This window comes from Desulfosporosinus paludis (genome assembly GCF_045689965.1).
In the GTDB taxonomy this organism is placed as follows: domain Bacteria; phylum Bacillota; class Desulfitobacteriia; order Desulfitobacteriales; family Desulfitobacteriaceae; genus Desulfosporosinus; species Desulfosporosinus paludis.
The window spans coordinates 4,252,630-4,271,755 of sequence record NZ_CP144211.1 but is presented as its reverse complement, the minus strand read 5'-3'; the positions used below and the strand labels follow the sequence as shown (position 1 = coordinate 4,271,755).

Genomic DNA, 19,126 nt, shown 5'->3' with positions numbered 1-19,126 from the left:
TATTTTTTATAACCCACAAACGCTTTGGGATTGAGGGATATGCTACATCCCATTCCTAAAAGATACTTAATACACTTACAAAGTATTTTTACACATCAACCACGGATAGTGATTGGCTGACTGTCCTCGAGCCCAAAGACTCTTACAATATTGACATCTTAGTTTGAGAAAGACAAATCGTATATTACTTAAATATTTAGCCCTAACTTAAAACGAAGTCCTTCCTTTCTAGAATTTTCCGCAAGAAAAGTCCCCCATCCTTGATGAGGGAGTACGTTAGAATATGCCTATGATCCTAAACACTAATATGTATTACTTACCAAGGTTATCCATAAGATAACGTAAAACATTCTAGCCTATCGTATTAGAAAAAATATTAGTGTCACCACCAAGCCATTAGAAATTGCTGCGTCTACTACTCAGTGGTAATTGATGTAAGGTGATTGATTTGGAGAATACGTTCAATTTGAGTAAATAGACGGTGAATGAGGCCAAAATTACCGTTCGTAACTTTCATAATGCTTGCAAGCCCTCGTAATCGGAAAAGTCCTCTTGTTTAATGGAGATACCTAATTCATCCCATTTATATTCCAAAATATGGTTCTCTCTTACTGAGCATACTTCATATACTTCATATGTTTCATATTTTAAACTTTAAACTTAGTAATCGCCTTTTGCAAACTTTCTGACAGCTCTGCAAGATGACTTATAGAGGCAGTTACTTCTTGACTAGAAGCAGTCTGCACTTCTGTAGCTGAGGCAACTTCTTCAGTACCAATAGCATTCTTTTCAAATATGCTGGTAACATTATTTATGATTTCTTTTACCGATACTGCATTTTCATTAATGTTTTTTGTTTCATCCGCGACTTCTTTTATTTTATTTGCGACTTCAGAAATGGATTGTTGAATAAGATTGAACGATTCATCTGTTTGCTTAAGTGCAGTCGCTTGTTCATCAGCTAAGTGCTTTGTATTACTTACTTCAACCACTGCTTTATTAATATCCATTTGAACTTCTTTAATAAGAATATTTATCTTTTGGGTTGATTCTTCCGAAAGTTGCGCCAACTTTTTCACTTCATCTGCCACTACTGAGAAACCCCTACCAGCTTCACCTGCTCTGGCTGCTTCTATCGAAGCATTCAGGGCTAAAAGATTTATCTGCCCAGTAATCCCATTTATAAACTCTAGAACTTTACCAATCTTATCTGATTTCGTGGATAGGTCAGAAATAACTTTTGTAACATTTTGGGATGCATTTTTTGTTTTTGCCATTTTTTCATATTGGTCCTTAAGGCTTGCAGTTCCCATAGATACAGTTTCTATTGATTTATTGGCAAGTTCATCTATATAGAATGTATTTTCTGTTATTCGATTTAATCCTTCAACAACACCGTTAACAGAGTTATTGCTTTGTTCTGCAAGCACCGCCTGCTGAGACGCGCTTTCCGCCATATTAGCAATAGTACCTGAAATTTCTTCGGCTGCTCTACTGACTTCATCAGAAGTTTTCATTATTTCGTTAGATGAAGATGCTACAGTCACACTCGTCTCCTTTGCGTCAGTTATCAAGATTCTAATCTTATCAATAAAGTGATTGAATCGATCAATAAGTTGTCCAAGCTCATCCTTTTTATATATTTCACCTTGGATGGTAAGGTCTCCACCTTCTGCCCGTTCTAATAATGTTGTAAATTGTTCTATAAACTTTATGATTTCTCTATATGTAAATCTAATTAAGATTGTAAAGAAAACCGTTAAGAGTATACCGATAATAGCAATAGCCATCAGTCTTTGGTTAAAACCCCTAGCATCACTTTCGGACTGTTTTTCCATCTTTGTTGTCTCCAATTTTGCTCTATCTTGAATTTGTTTTACTAACGCATCCATATCATCAGTAGGTTTTCTGTCAACACCTTTAACCAGTCCATCTACAAGATGGTAACTTAACGGATTACTTTGGTCATAGCTTTTAAGAGCTGTATTGTATTTATCATATAGCTCTTTATGAGTAATTAATAATGCTTCAACAGAAGTTGTGTCTAATCCTTGTTTCACCATATCTCCCTTGAGTTTTTTTAGCTGAGTATCAACATTATCATTTTCTTGTTGAAATTGGGAGTAATATGTATTAAACGACGCGGGATCATTACCTCTTAATAACGTATCTTTCCATTCTTGAACTTGTTTCTTAAAATCTACTTGGGCTTGTCTAGCCTCATCAACCATATTAATAAAGCCAGCAGTTGTTTGTAGTCTAATTATCTCCTTCTCGTTTAAACTCTTAAACGTAAACCAAGAAAAGCCACAGACATAAATTATAAATACCAGAACAAATCCTATGAGTGCGTACAGTTTTGTACCTATCCCCTTGCTGCTTTTCATTTATACACCCCATTTTATAACTTTTTCCTAACTCCATCTTAAGACCCCTAAGATGTTTCCTTTTATATTTTCATTATCAAATCAAAATTCTACATTTTTCGCCAATATCCTTCTGGATCTTAGAAATTGAAATGAGCTACGAGATCATTTAATAATCTCCTAGCTCATTCTATTCTCACATTGCTTATGGATTCTAACACTTGTTTTACAGGAGGATATTGGTGAAATCGCTATACCTTTAGTAAAATGACCTTGATAATCACACTTTATGTCAGATTTACTGAACTATTGTCCGTTGTTTTTTATCTGGTTATTGTATAAATAAAGTAACTTTTCTGCAACTACCTTAGATTGTTCGGCCAGCTTGTGCACGTCCTCGGCCACAACGGCAATCCCTCTTCCTTGCTCCCCAGTCAGTGCTGCCTCGATCGCCACATTAAGAGCAAGCAAATTGGTCTGTGCAGCAATTGACATAATAATTCCCCCAATTCTCTTTGACCCCTAATCCAATTCATTACTCAAGCCCCTTAGACAAAGTTTCCAAATCAACCATATGAAATATCGATGAATAACATATTGATTTCACATAGACAGAATTCCAATCAAAATGCTATTCTTTACTCGTGATATAAATAATATTTAAGGCATGCTAAAAATAAAGAAAGTCAGGTGATGAAATCAAATTAATACTTTTAGACCCCTAATAACATTATAATTAAAAAAAGCTGTCTTTAAGACCGCTAAAAAATGTGACTATTTAAATAATAAGCCAGTAATCATGTGAAAAAAATAACTAATTATTATATTTTAAAATAACCACATCTTTGTCGAATGGTACTAGATTCATTCTATCCAGTATCTTAATCGGCCTTTAGTAGATTCATGCAGAAATAACTTTAATTATTGAAAGGTCGGGGATTTATGTCTACCTTAACAATCAATAGATTGCTTCCTTTCGTCGAAACAATGAGAAGCTATAAGAAGGAATATATCAAGAGGGATATTATTGCTGCCTTAACAGTCACAGTCGTGGGCATTCCACAGTACATGGCTTATGCACTGATTGCGGGTGTTAACCCGGTTTATGGCCTGTATTCGGGTATAATAGCCTGCATTATTGGTTCAGCATTTGGGTGCTCAAATCAACTGGTCACTGGTCCGACCAACGCTATATGTTTAATCACAGCAAGCGCTATGATTAGGTATATGGGACTTCCTAATGCTTATCAAATGCTTTTTCTAATGACGTTTCTCGTGGGCGTTCTACAAATAATTTATGGGGCCGTTAAGCTGGGTAAGATTATAGATTTCGTCTCTCATTCCGTATTAGTAGGTTTCACTGCCGGCGCAGGTGTGTTAATTGCGCTTGGCCAAGTGAATACACTTTTGAGCATAAATATCAAGAATTCGGCAGCTATGTCAACGATGGAAAAAATGTATTACATTGCAACCCATATAAACCAGACAAACATGTATGCTCTTGGCCTTGGAGTGTTGACGATGGCGATCATCGTAATTTGCAAAAAGATAAGTAAGAATCTTCCTGGAGCACTAATCGGGATTACGGTTCCAATCTTTTTTATCATTACGTTCGCTTTGGAAAAGAAAGGAGTAAAACTTACAGGTGCGATTCCTTCCTCCCTGCCCCCCTTCAAAATGGTACAATTTAGTCTTACTTCGATAAAGGATATGCTCAGCGGAGCTTTTGCCATTTCAATCATAGGATTGGTAGAAGCCATATCAATCTCAAAAGCAATAGCAACAAACACACGACAAAAAATCGATTCTAATCAGGAATTTATTGGACAAGGAATAGCAAATATCGTATCATCGTTCTTCCAGTGTTTCCCCTCATCCGGTTCCTTTTCGCGATCTGCGATCAATTATGTCAACGGAGCAGTCACTAGATTCTCCGGTATCCTGTCAGGGGTGTTTGTGGCTATAATTCTTCTATTCTTCGCCCCCTATGCAAAGTATATACCCAGCCCATGTCTTGCTGGAGTCCTCATAGTGACAGGATATGGCTTAATTGACAAAAAAGAAATAAAGAAAGTCATCAAAGCTGGTATATTAACTTCGGATTCAATAGCTATGTGGGTAACCTGTGTCTTAGTCATTGTATTACTAAATATTGACTATGCAATTTATGCCGGAATAGCCCTATCCATTGTTTTGTATTTAAAAGATACCAATAAAGCACCAATCAAATTTCTTATCCCATCACCGGGTGAGGGGGATCAAGTTGTTCTTCAAGAAGTTAAAGCGATCAAGGATAAGGTTGATGTTTTAGTTATTCAATTGGAAGGGAATCTTTACTTTGGCGGAGCAACTGACCTTGGAGAGAAGCTTGATAAAATACTTGATAAATCCAGGGCGTTTATTTTAAAAATGAAGTATGTTACTACGATTGATTTAACATCGCTGAGCACTTTGAAAGTGTTTATAAGGAATGTAAAGGAAGCTGGAGGAATTCTTATTATCAGTGGTGTAAGGCAAGAACTTAGTTCAATGCTTGAGAATACGAATGTTACTTCCGATATTGGAGCAGACAATATTTTCATCGAAGAGAATGAAATCTTTGCCTCATCTACTAGTTGCTTGGAAAGAGCAAGAGAAGCATTAAATGGAAATGGAAAAATTAATGCTAAAAAATCGGCAGGGCGGACAATAACGAACTATATTTCAGGGTTGAATGATGCTAGTTCTCTCTAAAAGTGCATATCTAACAGATTATTCATAATGTACCTGAAAATCTTGCTATTCCCATAAAGGGATCAGGGATCACTTTTGCTATCTAACGTAATTCAGATAGCTTCCCTTTGCTGCAGCTAAACAAAAAATTTCCAAGACATTAAAAGGACGGTTTTATTTTTCAATTTTAGTGCTTATAGACTTTTGCGAGTTTGAGCCGTTGCAGCAGTTCATCAATCGAGTGATAAATGAAAATGCCCGATATTTATCTTAAATACAGAAAAGGTGAATTTAATTGTCTAGCCTTATGAGTCGAAATTATATTTCGCAAACTGAAAAAGCCAAGCGTGAAGCAGGAGATAAAAACTATCCAATCTGGCTAGTGGTAAATCCAAAATATCCTGCAGTTCGCCACCAAATTTGGACCCCAGTACTTTCCGAAATACAGGACAAAGTATATAGAAGAATTCAAAATAGAATTGATACAACGAATTTATATATCAGGAACGCAGTCATTGATAGCGGAATTGTGCCCAATACTATGAATTGGTGGGGTATTGAAGTCGGTGAAGAAATTAAGCTATTCCGAGAAATTGTCTTAGAATACAAACCAAAAATAATTATCTCGTTTGGGGCTTTTCCCTATGAATTCTTACGGCGCGTCTTCAAAGTTAAGCCGGAGAAGGGTCCTGTTTATTGGGGGAATGCTATCTTAGGTGATATGTTTGGCAAAGCAATTCAGAACTTTGATATCAATAAAACCAATCGTCTTCCTTTACTTCACAGAATTAATTCTGGTGAAAAATTTTTCGAAAATCAAAATTTTGAGAGCGAAAATTACTTTCAATATGTTGGAACAAAAATCGCTGAGAAAATACTTGAGCATAAGAATGATTTGAAGATTTGGATTGATTAGTTATGTAATATTTCGAATATCATGGCAGAGTTTGTCAAGAGAATCCAAAATAAACCCTTACGGAGTTAGCTAAGCGAACTCCCCCAAAAGTGTATTAACCCTGAAAAATGGACATTGAGCAAAAAAGCCTCCTGTCGTAGGGAAGAAACTACGATAGGAGGTTCTTCAATGTAGGGAAAAATCGGAATGAAACGGTTCTAGTTTAGATTAAACACGCTTATCACTTGCGTCCACCATAATGTCTTTTCGTGCAAAATTTCTAGATTCCTGGAGGATATATTCTGCAATTTGTCGAATTAAACAAGTGCAGAATAATATTAGGGAGAAGATGAAGCCAACATGATAGGCGTTAAAACAAGTTCGCGGGGGCTTGTTTCCAGCAAACTCTTATTAAACTATTTTCGACTTGGTTTATTACTATTTGTTATTGTTATTGGCCTTGCCTTTAAAGTATTTAATCATAAAACTAGCACTATACCTAATAATCCTCAACCAGTAAACATATCAGCTAATATGGCTTTGAATAACAAAGGTTCCGAATCCATGGATCAACTTAGCCCCTCCATGACTTCGACGGAGCCAATTAAAGTGATATACGAACTCCCTGTAAACCAACCAGTCGTATATATCACGATTGATGACGGCTGGTATCCTAACCAAGATGTCTTAAAGCTTATGAAACAATATCATCTGCCAGTAACTACTTATCTTATAGAACAGGCTGCCGAAAAGCATCCTGATTTTTGGCACGAATTCGTAACTGCTGGCGGGCATATTGAAGACCATACATTTAGCCACCCTTTTCTGACTCATTTATCCCGGGTTGATCAAATAAGCCAAATTTCTCAACCTATTGGTTATTTCCGCCAGTACGGTTCACCACCAGATGAGTTGCGACCACCATACGGGGATTTCAATTCCGAAGTCGGACAAGCTGCAAAAGATTCCGGGATAAAACATATCGTAATGTGGGATGCAGAAATGAAAAACTCCACGTTTAGTACAAGAAGCGGCCAGAGACTAAAATCCGGAGATATTATTCTTTTGCATTGGGAACCGGGACTCGATCAGGAACTTTTAAAGTTGCTGACCATCATTCAAAAACAAAATTTAGGTATAGCTGACTTAACTAAAGCTCTGAATGGGGAGCCCCTAAGTATATCCTGGTTGAAAACTCCTATTCCGGCCTACAAACCTGCATCACCAAGTACTACCAGAACAACAGGTACATCTGGAAAAACTGTCGCGTCTGGAACTAAAAGCACCTTAGGTAAGATTGTTCCTAAAAATAAAAGCTAACCATAAGAATTAAGGATGGTTACTAAGATTCACTCTGACTCTCAATCCCCAAATTTCTAAGGAACTCTTTATAAAGTTCCTTAGAAATTGTTTCAGGGTATATCCGCTTTTGTAGTCAATCTCAACATCAAATTAGGCCTTATGGCCTCAGATCAGATCTAACCTAATAAATTTTCCCAAATTAACTGACTTTTTTAACTCAAAATTTTCGTGAGTGATTTTAGAGACTTTCCAAGGAATGCATGTATAACCAACAACCTACTAATGTAAATGAAGTTGTTAGTATGTTATTCTTGATCATGTTCCCTCAAGGACAAATTAAATTCTTGGAGGTTTAACATGATGAAGAAAATCACAACATTAATTATATCAATCTTAATGAGTGTTTTATGTTTTGTTCCGGTTGCAAATGCATCTACAAGTATTCGTTCCGAAGAAATACATCGAGTTATAGTAAAATCCGAAAGTTATATCGGAACCAGATATGTTTTAGGTGGGACAAGCTATCGAGGTATTGATTGTTCTGGACTAACGATGAACGCTTATAAGGCAGCAGGGATTTATCTCCCACGTACTAGTACCAGCCAGTATAAAATAGGAACTTATGTCCCAGCAAGTCGACTTGCACCAGGCGATCTAGTTTTCTTCAGCTTTAATTCACAGCATACTGTAACTCATGTTGGTATCTATCTCGGCAACGGTAAATTCATTAATGCCACCAGTCACAGGGGTGTAACAATTAGTAGCTTCAGTTCATATTGGTGGAAAGCATATGTCGGTGCTAAAAAAGTGATAAGATAAAACTAATTGTAAGTAGGGTCCAATTTCCGGACCCTACTTATTTTTCAGGCGGGCTCATTGATACAAACCGTATTTAATGTTATGCGATTTAATCCTTGAACAACCATCCTTAACAGAGTTATTACTTTGCTCCGTCAGTTCTGCCGGCTGTGATGCGCTTTCCGCGACATTAGCAATTGTACCTATAATTTCTTCAGTTGCTCTACTTACTTTCAAAATATGTCCAATAAAATCTACATATGTAAAAAACAAACTAATCAGTCCAGCTTAGCCTAGCCGATTAAAAATGTCCAACCTTTTTAAAAGCCTCGTTCACCAAAAAACTCATCATCTCTAGGCTCTATTGGATCTTTCTTCATTGCCCAGTCAATTCAAGCTGCATTTTCGTCGTCCATCCCGTCTTAACTGTAAGTAGACACCAAGATTCGGAAGCAGCTTGACCAGGTAAGTTTAAATTGGAACATCTTCACCGCTTAAGAAACGCTGGATGTAGTCATCGAAACCTTGTCCGAAAAGAATTTGATGCCTTGAGTAAACTTCAGATGAAATGACCTCCTTTAATGTAGCAGAATTCTAGTCTTATAAATTTCTTGACATTTCCGAAGCAGGAAACATCCAATAATTTATCGAATATCCACCACTATCTACTTTGAAAGGACAAGATATATGAATGATGAAGCTCTAAATCAAATATTGATCGCCTTTGATACGTTTAAACCATATTTTCTAAATCTTTTTGATGAGGATGTTATTATTTCGATAATCGACCATCAAAAATTTCTAAAAACGATTCCTAATCCTAACTTCCCTATATCTATAAAAGATGGAGATCCATTTACCCAAAGACATCGTGGAATTATCGACTCTATGAACTCTGGAAAGATAACGAACCAGATTATCCCCAAAGAAGCCTTCGGCTTTCCTTGTAGGTCTATAGTTATTCCGCTTAAAGACGAGGATGGAGCTATTATTGGCGCTATTACAGTTTTAAGCAGTTTAAAAAAACAGGGTGAGATATTAGATGTATCTAAGGAATTAGCCAACACTTCGAATCAAATTACAAATGCCCTGCTTCAACTGACCAAGGCTTCTCAAACCTTGGCTGCAACCAATTCGAACATTTTAGACAATGCAAATGCCACCGCGGAAGAAACTAAGAAAACAGACCATGTGATCCAATTCATTAAAAATATTGCCACTCAAACAAACCTCTTGGGATTGAATGCTTCTATTGAATCGGCTAGGGCCGGTGAGAATGGTAGAGGTTTTGGAGTGGTCGCGGATGAAATACGGAAACTATCGATCTCCAGTAGCGAGTCGATTAAAAAGGTTGAAGATGTTCTCATCAACATCCAAAAATCTGTGCTACAGATTGACAAAAACATTGAAGAGTCAAATGCGATTTCTCAAGAACAAACGACTATGTTAGAAGAGATTGATGCCGCAATGGAAAATTTAAACGCGACAGCTAAGAAATTAGCCGAAATGTCAGGCAGTTTCTAATCTAAGTTACGGATTAAAAGCCCTTGTTTATCGTAGATGCTACCACCATCGTCTTGATGCCTTAGCGCTCTATCCAAGGCCATAATCAGCACAACAGCACCGTCAATATGTATTGAGCCCCTATAAATGGACATTGAGTAAAAAAGCCTTATTAATTTCCCCTGTCTACATGACAGGAGGCAGTTCAGTGAGGAGGGACTACTTTCCTTATTTCTTAGAGCATCAAAACGACTAACGTCGCAAATGCAATCATTAGCGAGAGCGTTTGATATACGCTCATAGGCCTCACCCCCCAAAACTTATCTGGAAGAGAAAGATACAAACCGTTTTAATATACGGTCTGTATCTTTTTTTATATAAAAAACGTAGAGCTTTTAATCATGAGATGGAAAAAATTTTTAGGTTAAAAAGTATCAAGTATGTGATACACTTAAACTCCATTTGTGTAAAAGTGAGCAAAAATAACCATAACAGGAGGCCGAGATGAAGCATTGTAACTTTATTCGTTTAGCTATTGTACCCCTATTAGTAACAATTATAATTGCAACAACAGTAACTCCATCTCTGGCTGATGTTAGCATCAATCCTCGCCTTTATGGTTCAGATCAATACGAAACCTCAACGGCCATAGCGAACCAGTTTTCCAATCAAACGGTTAGTAATGTCGTTTTAGCATCAGGAAACGGCTTCCCTGATGCACTGTCGGCCAGTGTCTTGGCTCATAAATTAAATGCACCAATCTTATTGGTCAATAGTCATACCCAAACTTCTGCGAATGCTTTGAGTTATATTGGAACCCATTTACAAGCAAATGGTACGGTTTACATCATCGGTGGACAAGCTATTATCGGTCCTGACTTTGACACCAATTTAACTAACAAAGGTTACAGTGTAAAACGGCTTGGCGGTATAGATAGGTATGACACCAACCTACTAACCGTTAATGAATTAAACACAACAAGTGACACAGTTTTTATTGCCAATGGTGAAAATTTCCCCGATGCATTGGGCATTGCTAGTTTTGCAAGTCATACTAATTCACCCATTCTATTGACTCAAACCGCTGCTTTATCAATAGAAGTACAAGAATACCTCAAGAGCAAACAACCAAACCAGATTTATATTTCTGGAGGTACTGCTGTTGTATCAAGTGAAGTTGAAAATGAAATCAAATCTCTTTTACCTAAAACGAGTAAAATTACACGATTTGCAGGCCAAACAAGATTTGATACAGCTTCACTAGAGTATAGCCAATTGGCTACAAACCCAAAGAATATCTATATTGCATCAGGCTTAAGTTATCCAGATGCTTTGTCGGGTACAATTTTAGCAGGCACTAATGGTGACCCTATTCTACTGGTTGACCCCACTTCACCATTAGTGCCTGATAGTATTGCAGCGTATTTATCACAGCTGCATAACGATGGTGCAAATCCAATCATTACCGCCCTCGGAGGTTCGGTTGTAGTACCAGATGAGGTCGTCAACAATGTTGCCAATCTTTTAAACGGCCAAATCCAGTCGCCTTTATTTAATATCACAACGGTTGACCCCAGGTTGAATTTTGGCGGTTTACCCATCTATGCGTTACCCAATAAAAACTATTGGTTCAATATTAACACTTACAAATATATCTATTCGTATAGTAGTTTTCATTCATCAGTAGAATACAAATTGTATTACTACATGCTCAATCAAGATAACGAGGTGTCTGTTCACAACAGAGCCTTAGCGCTCCATGGCGGGATAACCAGCAATAACTGTGTCTATTTTCAATCCGAAGCCCTGAGAAGAATAGGCTTTAATATTAGCGATTCGATGGCAAACACCATCCAATTTAGCAATTTGCTAACGCAATTAAAATTCAAAAAAGATACTAACGTCGGGAATCTAAGGCCGGGGGACATTGTTTTCACTCAAGGGTTGACCCATACCTATTTGTTCATGGGCTGGGTTAATCCAGGAAAAAACGATTACGCGTACGTCGTCGATAATCAGGCTCGTTCCTTTGGCGGTCAAGTCTTACACGTGAGAAGTATAACAGACGATCCTGTGCAACACACTGATGGCATGGCATTCTTCATGTATTTTTAAAGATAATAAACGAAAACCTTTCAGAGGGTGTTCGTCGCTTTTACGCGAGCTTGATGATTGATTTTATCAAGCTCCTTTTCTTTAGTGAGTATAGGGTATGAAATCCTGCCGGTTTTTTGCAAATGAAATTTCCCCGCTTTTGCAAGCTGAGTACTGGAAAATATGCCAGAAATATACAGCGGCATAATCATCCATATTTTAAAAACCATCTCAAGGATCCTCTATCGCTCACCCTGCGGGCCAGTCCTTGACATAGTTTTAAAATATGATTGCTTTAAACACAGATAGAAACTGGCTCCCAAGCCGAAAAGTAGGTTCAAAAATTCCAGAGATGACCTTTAATAATCCGAAATAATGGATCAATCTGCTCCGGTGTATAAAGCTGGGGAGGCCTACCAATTTACTACTTATTGTTTAGTCTATAACTGCATTATCCTACACCGGGTCACAATAAGAACGTTGTAAATTAAGCCGTTTCAATAACATTCTACATTTCTATGTTTAATAAGCAACTCCATTTTTTACATAATTTCTATATGCACTAAATTATTTTTGAGTTCTATATAAAAATACTATATCAATAAAATCATTAGGGTGTTCATCATATAATTGTTGTAATAAGTTTAAATCTCCATTTTCATTATTTACAATACTCCACATGGAATCATATGCTTCTGATTGTTTTTCCATTAAAACAGTCCCTAAATATTTACTCAAAACAGAAGTGCTTATTATGCTTTTTTGTACTTTGGTCATGTAAAAAGACTTATCATAATTTTGATTAGATTGACCCTTAGCAAAAACAATTCTTTCGTCTAGCCATCGTTTATGGGCAGCTTCAATAGCAGCTTTTTTTCTTCTTCCTGTTTTTTCATTTCTGCACTAATATTTTCAGCTTCATCAGCTATTTGCTTGGCTGTCGTTGATTTTTCCTGTTCCTCTAATGCCTTTTGATATTCTTCCATAGAACTAAATCCTTTATCTTCTAAGAACTCTAGCTCTGCTTCTTTTGCATCTTGTACACTGTGATCAACTACTGATTGAATGGCTGTATTATTTGCTTCCATTTTTGTAAGATCAGATTTCAATTCGTCCACTTTTGTTTTAAATGCACTCAGTTTTTCAGCGGCATTTCCATCACTGCCATTATCTCCGGTAATAACGTCATAGCTATATTGTTCTAATGTTTTATAGGCTTCAGTACCACAATTATATGTATCCATAATTTTGGATACTTCTTCTTTTCCAGAAGTAAAGCTATCAAAATATCCGGGTTTGCATATGTTTTCTTTTGCAACCTTCATTAAATCAATCTGTGCTTTTCCATTTTTCATTGAGTCATATGCAGTCTTCAAATTGTCATAAGCTTTTTCAAATTTTGTTGTATACTCTGTTAAGAATTTGTATAATTCCGTATTCGCTTGGTTTATTTCAGTGGCATTAAATCCATTATTTTCTGTAATAATAGAGTAATTATAGCTCTTTGAAAAATCCTCGTTAAACGTTGTCACTGCATCATTCAGCTCTTTTGTAGCTTCATTTATTTGGGTTACATCATTTATACTTTTGTAAAAGCTATACCAGTTCACTTTTTCGACAACGGACTTCAAAGCTTCACAGCTCTTCTGTAAATATAATTTACTATCACCAGAGTTTTCTATAGGTGTAATATCTGATATTTCACTACTAGTGTTAGAAATTTTATCTTTTAATACATCGGCTTGATCACTAATTATTTTGTCAGGTTTATCATCAGCCATTCCTTTTAAGATGTTAAATTCCTTATTATAGTCTGCTAATTTATCAACATATTGTTTATAGGTTCTATTGTATTTTTGATCAGTAGTATAAGAATCCCATTCTTTACGTTTTTCTTCTGCTTGTTTCGCCAGAATTCTTAAAGTTGCTTGGTTAATAATCCACTGATCATAGTTTATATTCCCTGTGCTGTTATCTACAACATTACTAGCTTTGTCTGGATCACTACCTAAATCACTCAAAGTTTTATCAGTAACTACTGCAGTTCCACCCAATACTCTTATACTCTTGATTAACGATGATTTATCAAATATCAATTTATTTGTCCCATAACTAGGCGTTGTTATAATCAAAATAATAGGTGAGGATGTATTAGGGGCAAGGGCTGCACCCGCTAGAGCATCTGGGAAGTTTTCTCCTGTTGCTAAATAAACATTCGAAAAATCAATATCCGAAGAAAATTTATTGATAATATTTACATTTCGGTCATATCTATCTGACCCATTTATTATTTCTGGGTTTGGGAGCTGAGCAACAACGTTACTGTCAATAATGTCAGAACCACCAACTACATAGGTTTTTGCAATATTTTTTTCCGATAGGTAATTTTTAACTGAGTCAGGGAGATAATCCTTTGCAACTAGTAGTATGGGTATGCCCTTCTTTGCCGCAATAGGTGCGACACTTAATGCATCAGGAAAATCTTCGCCTGTTACTATAAAAGCTTCACTACAGGATCCTAACTTTTGGGCTACACATACTGATGTTTCAAATCTGTCATATCCGGCAATCCGTTCGACAGTAATACCCATACTAATTAGTTTGTCGGCCACGTTGCCTGAAACGACTCCAGTTCCTCCCACGATATAGACCTGCTTTGTACCAAGGCGTATTATTTCGTTTGCAGTATTTGAATCCAATTCGTTTCTTGGGGTAAGAAGGATCGGTGCACTCATTTTTTTCGCCAGTGACGCTGCACTAAGTGCATCTGGAAAATTCTCGCCATATGCAAGAATCAGAGAATTGGATCCTGTCGGCCAACCATTCTTTGAAACTTCTACAGCAGTCTGATAACGATCATTTCCCGCCATTCTAAATGTTGAATTTGCAGATACATCTGCCTTTGAGATTAATGGGGGGCTAAAAGCAAAAGACAAGCTAATTATTAGCAATAATATGCCTAGACGTTTAACCATTTTTCGCATTAGATCACCAGCTTCCTCTTAAAATTACGAAATGAATTAAATCTTAGTGAGTGTTCACTGTTAAGTTTTTGTCCTCAATCTTTTCCAGCATTTTACGCAAACCCGTCCTCTTCTCAAATTATTCAAATTTATAGCCGCAATTCTTACAATAAACAATCTCGACCAAACTTTTCATGCCCACACTCTGAGCGAAACTTATTGTTACCGTTCGGTTAACCGAGGTGGAGGAATAGACGTTATTGCACCGGTCTGGGATACAGCAATCCATAGTCATTATCTTGTTGCTTTAATAGTAAATCGGAGATATGCATATGCATACCAGAAAGAAATATTTAAGTCATTCATTAGATTCAACAATGTTTTGGTCAGATCTTTATTGGTTCTTCCAATCATTAAAGGTCTTCAATACCTATTACATTATTTCATCCTTTTCGATGAACCAGATAGGGTGAGTGTATTTCCATTTATGGTACCTTTAGTAGAATACACCTCGAAATCCATTTTTATATTGTTTCCATTAATAGTATAGGTTCCGCTGTAACTGCCAGACGGACTTCCGAAATAACTTTTCCTCCAGATATTAATTTAATATACTTTGTCCTATCCTTCTCATTTATAAATTTTCCCGCTCCTGTAGCTCACGTCCTACCAGAGTACTTGCCATAAGCAAAATAGAATAAAAGAAAACGATCGTTTTAGTTTAACTCCTCCAACCATAATTCTTACTATTGTTATATTTTACAACATAAACGTTGCCGATCTTGTCATATTATGTATTAGGATTAGTTTTTTGTATCCACTACAATAAACCATTCCACACCTTATGCTATATCTCCATAAACTTACTATACAAATGCCCGTCAAAGGAATTTTAACCTCATCTGGCGTCTCACTTTGGCATTCATCTCCATATCACCCATACTTCAACCCCTTCACTGATTCAAGCTCCACCTTCACTTAATGCATCGGCAGAGTTCGTTAAGGTGCCAATGTCCGGATTATAGTCTGTTTATTCTGCTTGCCAAGCGCATCTTCGGAAACAGTCGCATAATTTCCTTTACTGTCATAGGTGTACATTGATGTGTTACGGGTTACTAGCTTAACGTTGTCAAAGTAGGCTGTCCCAATGCCACTCCTAATCACCCAAACTCTAGCATAACAAGCCCCCGTTGGGGCTGTGGCTACACAAGTAAGCCTTGTGAAATCTTGTGTCTCGTGTCATACCCGGTTTGAACTGGTGATGAATTCAACTTCGCATAAGTGAGTCATAAATCAATACTAAAATATTAGCGTTCACCCTGGAATAGACCATACCCTTTGCGAGGGAATCTTCATGGTGCGAAAAGTTGGATAAATGATCAATGAAAAGAATTGAAGGGAGAAACTCCTAGTCCCAAAGATATGAAGATTTAAGGTTCCCTTGAATCCGATAAGGAAGATCATGACAATAGTACCAGCAGTCTATAATCCACAAGATTTTATCCAATTAAACAGACGCGACTTCTAATAACTCCGTTGGTATTTGAACAAGGACTCAGCCCGAATAAGTGTAACTATAAAAATAAAGGAGTTTAGTAGATAACCTCGAATTTCTACCACTTATAAAAAAGAAATTTCAAAGGAGAGATTTCCAACAAAAAATGAGAGTGATAATCACAAATTGTATCAGACTTGCTGAACTATTATCCTTAAAATTGAAATGCCAATTATCACTCTGATAGTCGGTAGAGAAACAGAGGTATTATTATGAAAAGTGTCTTGAATGAAAAAATGCATGAAAGTAGGGCATTTTCTCCCATTCTTTCTAGAAAACAATTAAGCGCAAATATAGCCATGATTGCTGTAATAATATTTTGGGGAATTTCTTATGTTAGCATTAAGGTAACGGTCGTGGAAATTCCCCCTATCACGATGGCACTTATCCGTTTCGCGATAGCCTCCATCATGTTAAGAATTATTCTTCGCAAGGTTGAACCCCAGACAAAACTGGATAAATCGGATCTTCCGAAAATGATTTTAGGAGGGATTTTGGGCATTACCCTATATTTTATCTTTGAAAATATTGGAGTTAAAATGTCCTCAGCAACTAATGCTTCACTGATTGTTTCAGTCGTACCAATTATTACGATTGTACTGGATGTATTACTCTTTCATAGCAGAATATCGTTAATGAAGATATTAGGAATTGTGATAGCCGTTTTAGGCTCATATTTGGCCGTTACTGCTAATGGAAAGGTCGAACTAAATTCTGTCCATTTTTTAGGGAATATATTAATGCTTTGTGCGATGCTATCATGGGCATTTTTTACTTTGGTAAATAAATCTCTTCAGGTGAAATATTCCGGATTATTTTTAACTACTTACCAAACTATTTTTGCAACCTTATCTTTCATTCCTCTCTCACTATTTGAGTACAAAGAATGGAAGCTGTTTTCTCTAACAGCCTTAGGAAATATTCTATTTTTGGCTGTTTTTTGTTCATTTGGAGGCTATTTATTATATACATTCGCTTTAAAGCATTTAGATGTGACCTTAACAACAATTTATTTAAATCTGATCCCTGTTGTGGGAGTGCTCAGTGGTTACCTCATTTTGAATGAACGTGTTTTACCGATTCAGCTTGTTGGTGGTATAATCACTCTTCTTGCAATAGTAATCATCAATTTCGAATTTATCATCCAACGGCGTAATTTATAAAATTTTACATTTGAAAAACCGGAGCGCCAAAACGCTCCAGTGGGTAATATTTCATTAAAGACGCTCTGGCATCGATAGAGAATCATCCAATTTCTAACCAACTTTTCGTCAGACATCTGACAGACTTGCTCTACCTTAAAGACTGCACTTTCTTTTTTGAGCCGGATCGGCGTTAACCAGCCGTTCTCTTTAAACCATGCGATCATCTCGATTGGCAGCATCATAATCTTCATACCCTACTCCTCTAAGCAACCTTTTGACTATCGGCCAAATCGAGAAGAAGCTATCAAATTGTCCTATGAAATAGGACCAACAAAAGCCTCGGACCAATTGGGCGTACCTATTACTACGCTTTACACCTGGCGCAACAAATTAAAGAAACATGGTAATATGGCCTTTGTAGGTAGCGGACATCAGCGTTTAGATTCTAAAACAGCAGAAGTCAAAGCATTGGAAAAGAAACTCAAAGAGTTTGAATCGGCTAATGATATTCTGAAAAAAGCACTAGGTTTTTTCGCAGAGAACCGAAAGACCATACATTTAACTGCTTTCATGCTCATAGCTTCGGTTTTATACTTGTAGATTTTTTCTTTCTTTAACGTAGAAAAAATGATTTCATCAGCGCGTTATCGAAACATTTTCCTGCATTACTCATACTTTGCATTGCTTTATACCTACTACTCCTCTCTAAAAAGCAAAGAAAAACAGCCTAAAATTTTCATTTTTAGACTGCTTTTCTTTGCTTTTTAGATCGTGGCCGTCGCACTTCACAGACAAGATGGACATTTCGCTACATTTTTCTCATAGTTAGGTAGTTGGGTTCTAATTAACTATCTAAAGTTTGAAATCCCCTTAAGTTGATTGAACCTTTCATCATCTAACTTCATACCTTCTAAAGAATATTCTTTACCTAAGTAGGTGTATTTTTGCTGACCTAGCCGATGATATGGCAAAAGTTCATAGCGAACATTAGGACGATCTTTTATAAAATCAACGATGGCTTGTATATCCTCTTGCGTATCGTTGAATCCAGGGATAACTGGTGTTCGAATAAGTTTCGGCAAGTTAGGAAATTTCTCGCATAGATTTGTAAAGTTTTCCAGGATGAGTTCACTCGAAACGTTCGTAAACGCCTTGTGTTTTTCTGAATCAATACACTTAATATCCATAATCAAGGAATTAAGATGTTGGCATACCCTTTCAAGTTGTGACCAATCCGCGTAGCCACAAGTTTCTATCGTCGTATTTATTCTTCTGCGATGAGCAACTTTTAGAACCTCAGTAACAAATTCAGCTTGCATCAGAGGTTCCCCACCACTAAAGGTTAACCCGCCGCCTGACCGTGAATAAAAAGCACTATCTTTCTCCACTGCTTGAATAATATCTTCAATACTCGTTTGTTTTCCAAAGACTTCGAGCGCTTTAGAGGGACAGGCATCCGTACATAGCAAACATTCCTTACAAAGTTGACGGTCAATTGCTATCTTGTCATTTTCATCTTGATCTTGCTTGACTGCTCCATAGATACACACTTCAGCACATCTTAAACAACTATTGATTCCTATACACTTGTTGGGGTTATAGCCTAATTCAGGGTTCGGCTGCTGAGATTCTGGGTTACTACACCACTTACATCTTAAAGGACATCCCTTTAAGAAAACGATAGTTCTTATACCAGGACCATCATGGACTGAATAATGTTGGATATTAAACACATACCCATAGTTTTTTGGGTCAAATAAAATCATTTCCCCCATAGTTGCCTCCTAACTACG

The 19,126-nt window shown here is 36.8% G+C and carries 15 protein-coding genes and 1 pseudogene; 8 read left to right on the top strand and 8 right to left on the bottom strand.

What is annotated here, in order from left to right; translation table 11 throughout:
- Nucleotides 1-647: 647 nt before the first annotated feature.
- A complete protein-coding gene (locus VZF35_RS21165; protein WP_407308232.1) occupies nt 648-2,387 on the bottom strand; it encodes a methyl-accepting chemotaxis protein in 1,740 nt (579 codons plus the stop codon).
- Between the two features lie 327 nt (nt 2,388-2,714).
- Nucleotides 2,715-2,885, bottom strand: a pseudogene (locus VZF35_RS21160) (methyl-accepting chemotaxis protein); the annotation flags it as partial.
- A 423-nt stretch (nt 2,886-3,308) separates the two neighbouring features.
- Here VZF35_RS21160 and VZF35_RS21155 point away from each other — a divergent pair.
- From VZF35_RS21155 to VZF35_RS21135, 5 genes are all read left to right on the top strand, one after another.
- The gene (locus tag VZF35_RS21155) at nt 3,309-5,099 is read left to right on the top strand and encodes a SulP family inorganic anion transporter (protein WP_407308230.1); all 1,791 of its coding nucleotides are present in this window, start codon (nt 3,309-3,311) and stop codon (nt 5,097-5,099) included.
- Between the two features lie 286 nt (nt 5,100-5,385).
- Entirely contained in the window at nt 5,386-5,994 is a 609-nt protein-coding gene (locus VZF35_RS21150) for a hypothetical protein (RefSeq protein WP_407308228.1), read from the top strand.
- Nucleotides 5,995-6,333: 339 nt separating this feature from the next.
- Nucleotides 6,334-7,293 carry a polysaccharide deacetylase family protein gene (locus VZF35_RS21145; protein WP_407308226.1) on the top strand — a complete coding sequence of 320 codons (960 nt, stop codon included), beginning with the start codon at nt 6,334-6,336 and terminating at the stop codon, nt 7,291-7,293.
- Between the two features lie 339 nt (nt 7,294-7,632).
- Nucleotides 7,633-8,094, top strand: a complete 462-nt coding sequence (locus tag VZF35_RS21140; protein ID WP_407308224.1) for a C40 family peptidase — start codon at nt 7,633-7,635, stop codon at nt 8,092-8,094.
- A gap of 666 nt (nt 8,095-8,760) precedes the next feature.
- Complete coding sequence (locus VZF35_RS21135) at nt 8,761-9,597, top strand: methyl-accepting chemotaxis protein (RefSeq protein ID WP_407308222.1); 837 nt, start codon at nt 8,761-8,763, stop codon at nt 9,595-9,597.
- Here VZF35_RS21135 and VZF35_RS21130 read toward each other — a convergent pair.
- Both VZF35_RS21130 and VZF35_RS21125 read right to left on the bottom strand, forming a co-directional pair.
- Nucleotides 9,594-9,731 carry a hypothetical protein gene (locus tag VZF35_RS21130; protein ID WP_407314887.1) on the bottom strand — a complete coding sequence of 46 codons (138 nt, stop codon included), beginning with the start codon at nt 9,729-9,731 and terminating at the stop codon, nt 9,594-9,596. The two genes, VZF35_RS21135 and VZF35_RS21130, sit on opposite strands and share 4 nt — an antisense overlap.
- A gap of 80 nt (nt 9,732-9,811) precedes the next feature.
- Nucleotides 9,812-9,877 (bottom strand): putative holin-like toxin, encoded by a 66-nt coding sequence (locus VZF35_RS21125; protein ID WP_407314771.1) that lies wholly within the window; start codon nt 9,875-9,877, stop codon nt 9,812-9,814.
- Between the two features lie 203 nt (nt 9,878-10,080).
- Between VZF35_RS21125 and VZF35_RS21120 the strand changes: the two genes are divergently transcribed.
- A complete protein-coding gene (locus VZF35_RS21120; RefSeq protein WP_407308219.1) occupies nt 10,081-11,691 on the top strand; it encodes a cell wall-binding repeat-containing protein in 1,611 nt (536 codons plus the stop codon).
- Nucleotides 11,692-11,711: 20 nt separating this feature from the next.
- Here VZF35_RS21120 and VZF35_RS21115 read toward each other — a convergent pair whose 3' ends face one another.
- The 3 genes from VZF35_RS21115 to VZF35_RS21105 form a co-directional block, all read right to left on the bottom strand.
- Complete coding sequence (locus tag VZF35_RS21115) at nt 11,712-11,900, bottom strand: hypothetical protein (protein ID WP_407308217.1); 189 nt, start codon at nt 11,898-11,900, stop codon at nt 11,712-11,714.
- Nucleotides 11,901-12,237: 337 nt separating this feature from the next.
- Nucleotides 12,238-12,447, bottom strand: coding sequence for a hypothetical protein (locus VZF35_RS21110; protein ID WP_407308215.1), 210 nt, complete (start codon nt 12,445-12,447; stop codon nt 12,238-12,240).
- A 59-nt stretch (nt 12,448-12,506) separates the two neighbouring features.
- Nucleotides 12,507-14,645, bottom strand: a complete 2,139-nt coding sequence (locus VZF35_RS21105; protein ID WP_407308213.1) for a cell wall-binding repeat-containing protein — start codon at nt 14,643-14,645, stop codon at nt 12,507-12,509.
- Nucleotides 14,646-16,400: 1,755 nt separating this feature from the next.
- Between VZF35_RS21105 and VZF35_RS21100 the strand changes: the two genes are divergently transcribed.
- Together VZF35_RS21100 and VZF35_RS21095 are read left to right on the top strand one after the other, a co-directional pair.
- Nucleotides 16,401-17,351 carry a DMT family transporter gene (locus tag VZF35_RS21100; RefSeq protein ID WP_407308211.1) on the top strand — a complete coding sequence of 317 codons (951 nt, stop codon included), beginning with the start codon at nt 16,401-16,403 and terminating at the stop codon, nt 17,349-17,351.
- A gap of 156 nt (nt 17,352-17,507) precedes the next feature.
- A complete protein-coding gene (locus VZF35_RS21095) occupies nt 17,508-17,933 on the top strand; it encodes a transposase (protein WP_407308209.1) in 426 nt (141 codons plus the stop codon).
- 248 nt (nt 17,934-18,181) lie between these two features.
- Here the strand turns inward: VZF35_RS21095 and VZF35_RS21090 are convergent, their stop codons facing one another.
- Nucleotides 18,182-19,108 carry a (2S)-3-sulfopropanediol dehydratase activating enzyme gene (locus tag VZF35_RS21090; RefSeq protein ID WP_407308206.1) on the bottom strand — a complete coding sequence of 309 codons (927 nt, stop codon included), beginning with the start codon at nt 19,106-19,108 and terminating at the stop codon, nt 18,182-18,184.
- Nucleotides 19,109-19,126: the final 18 nt, after the last annotated feature.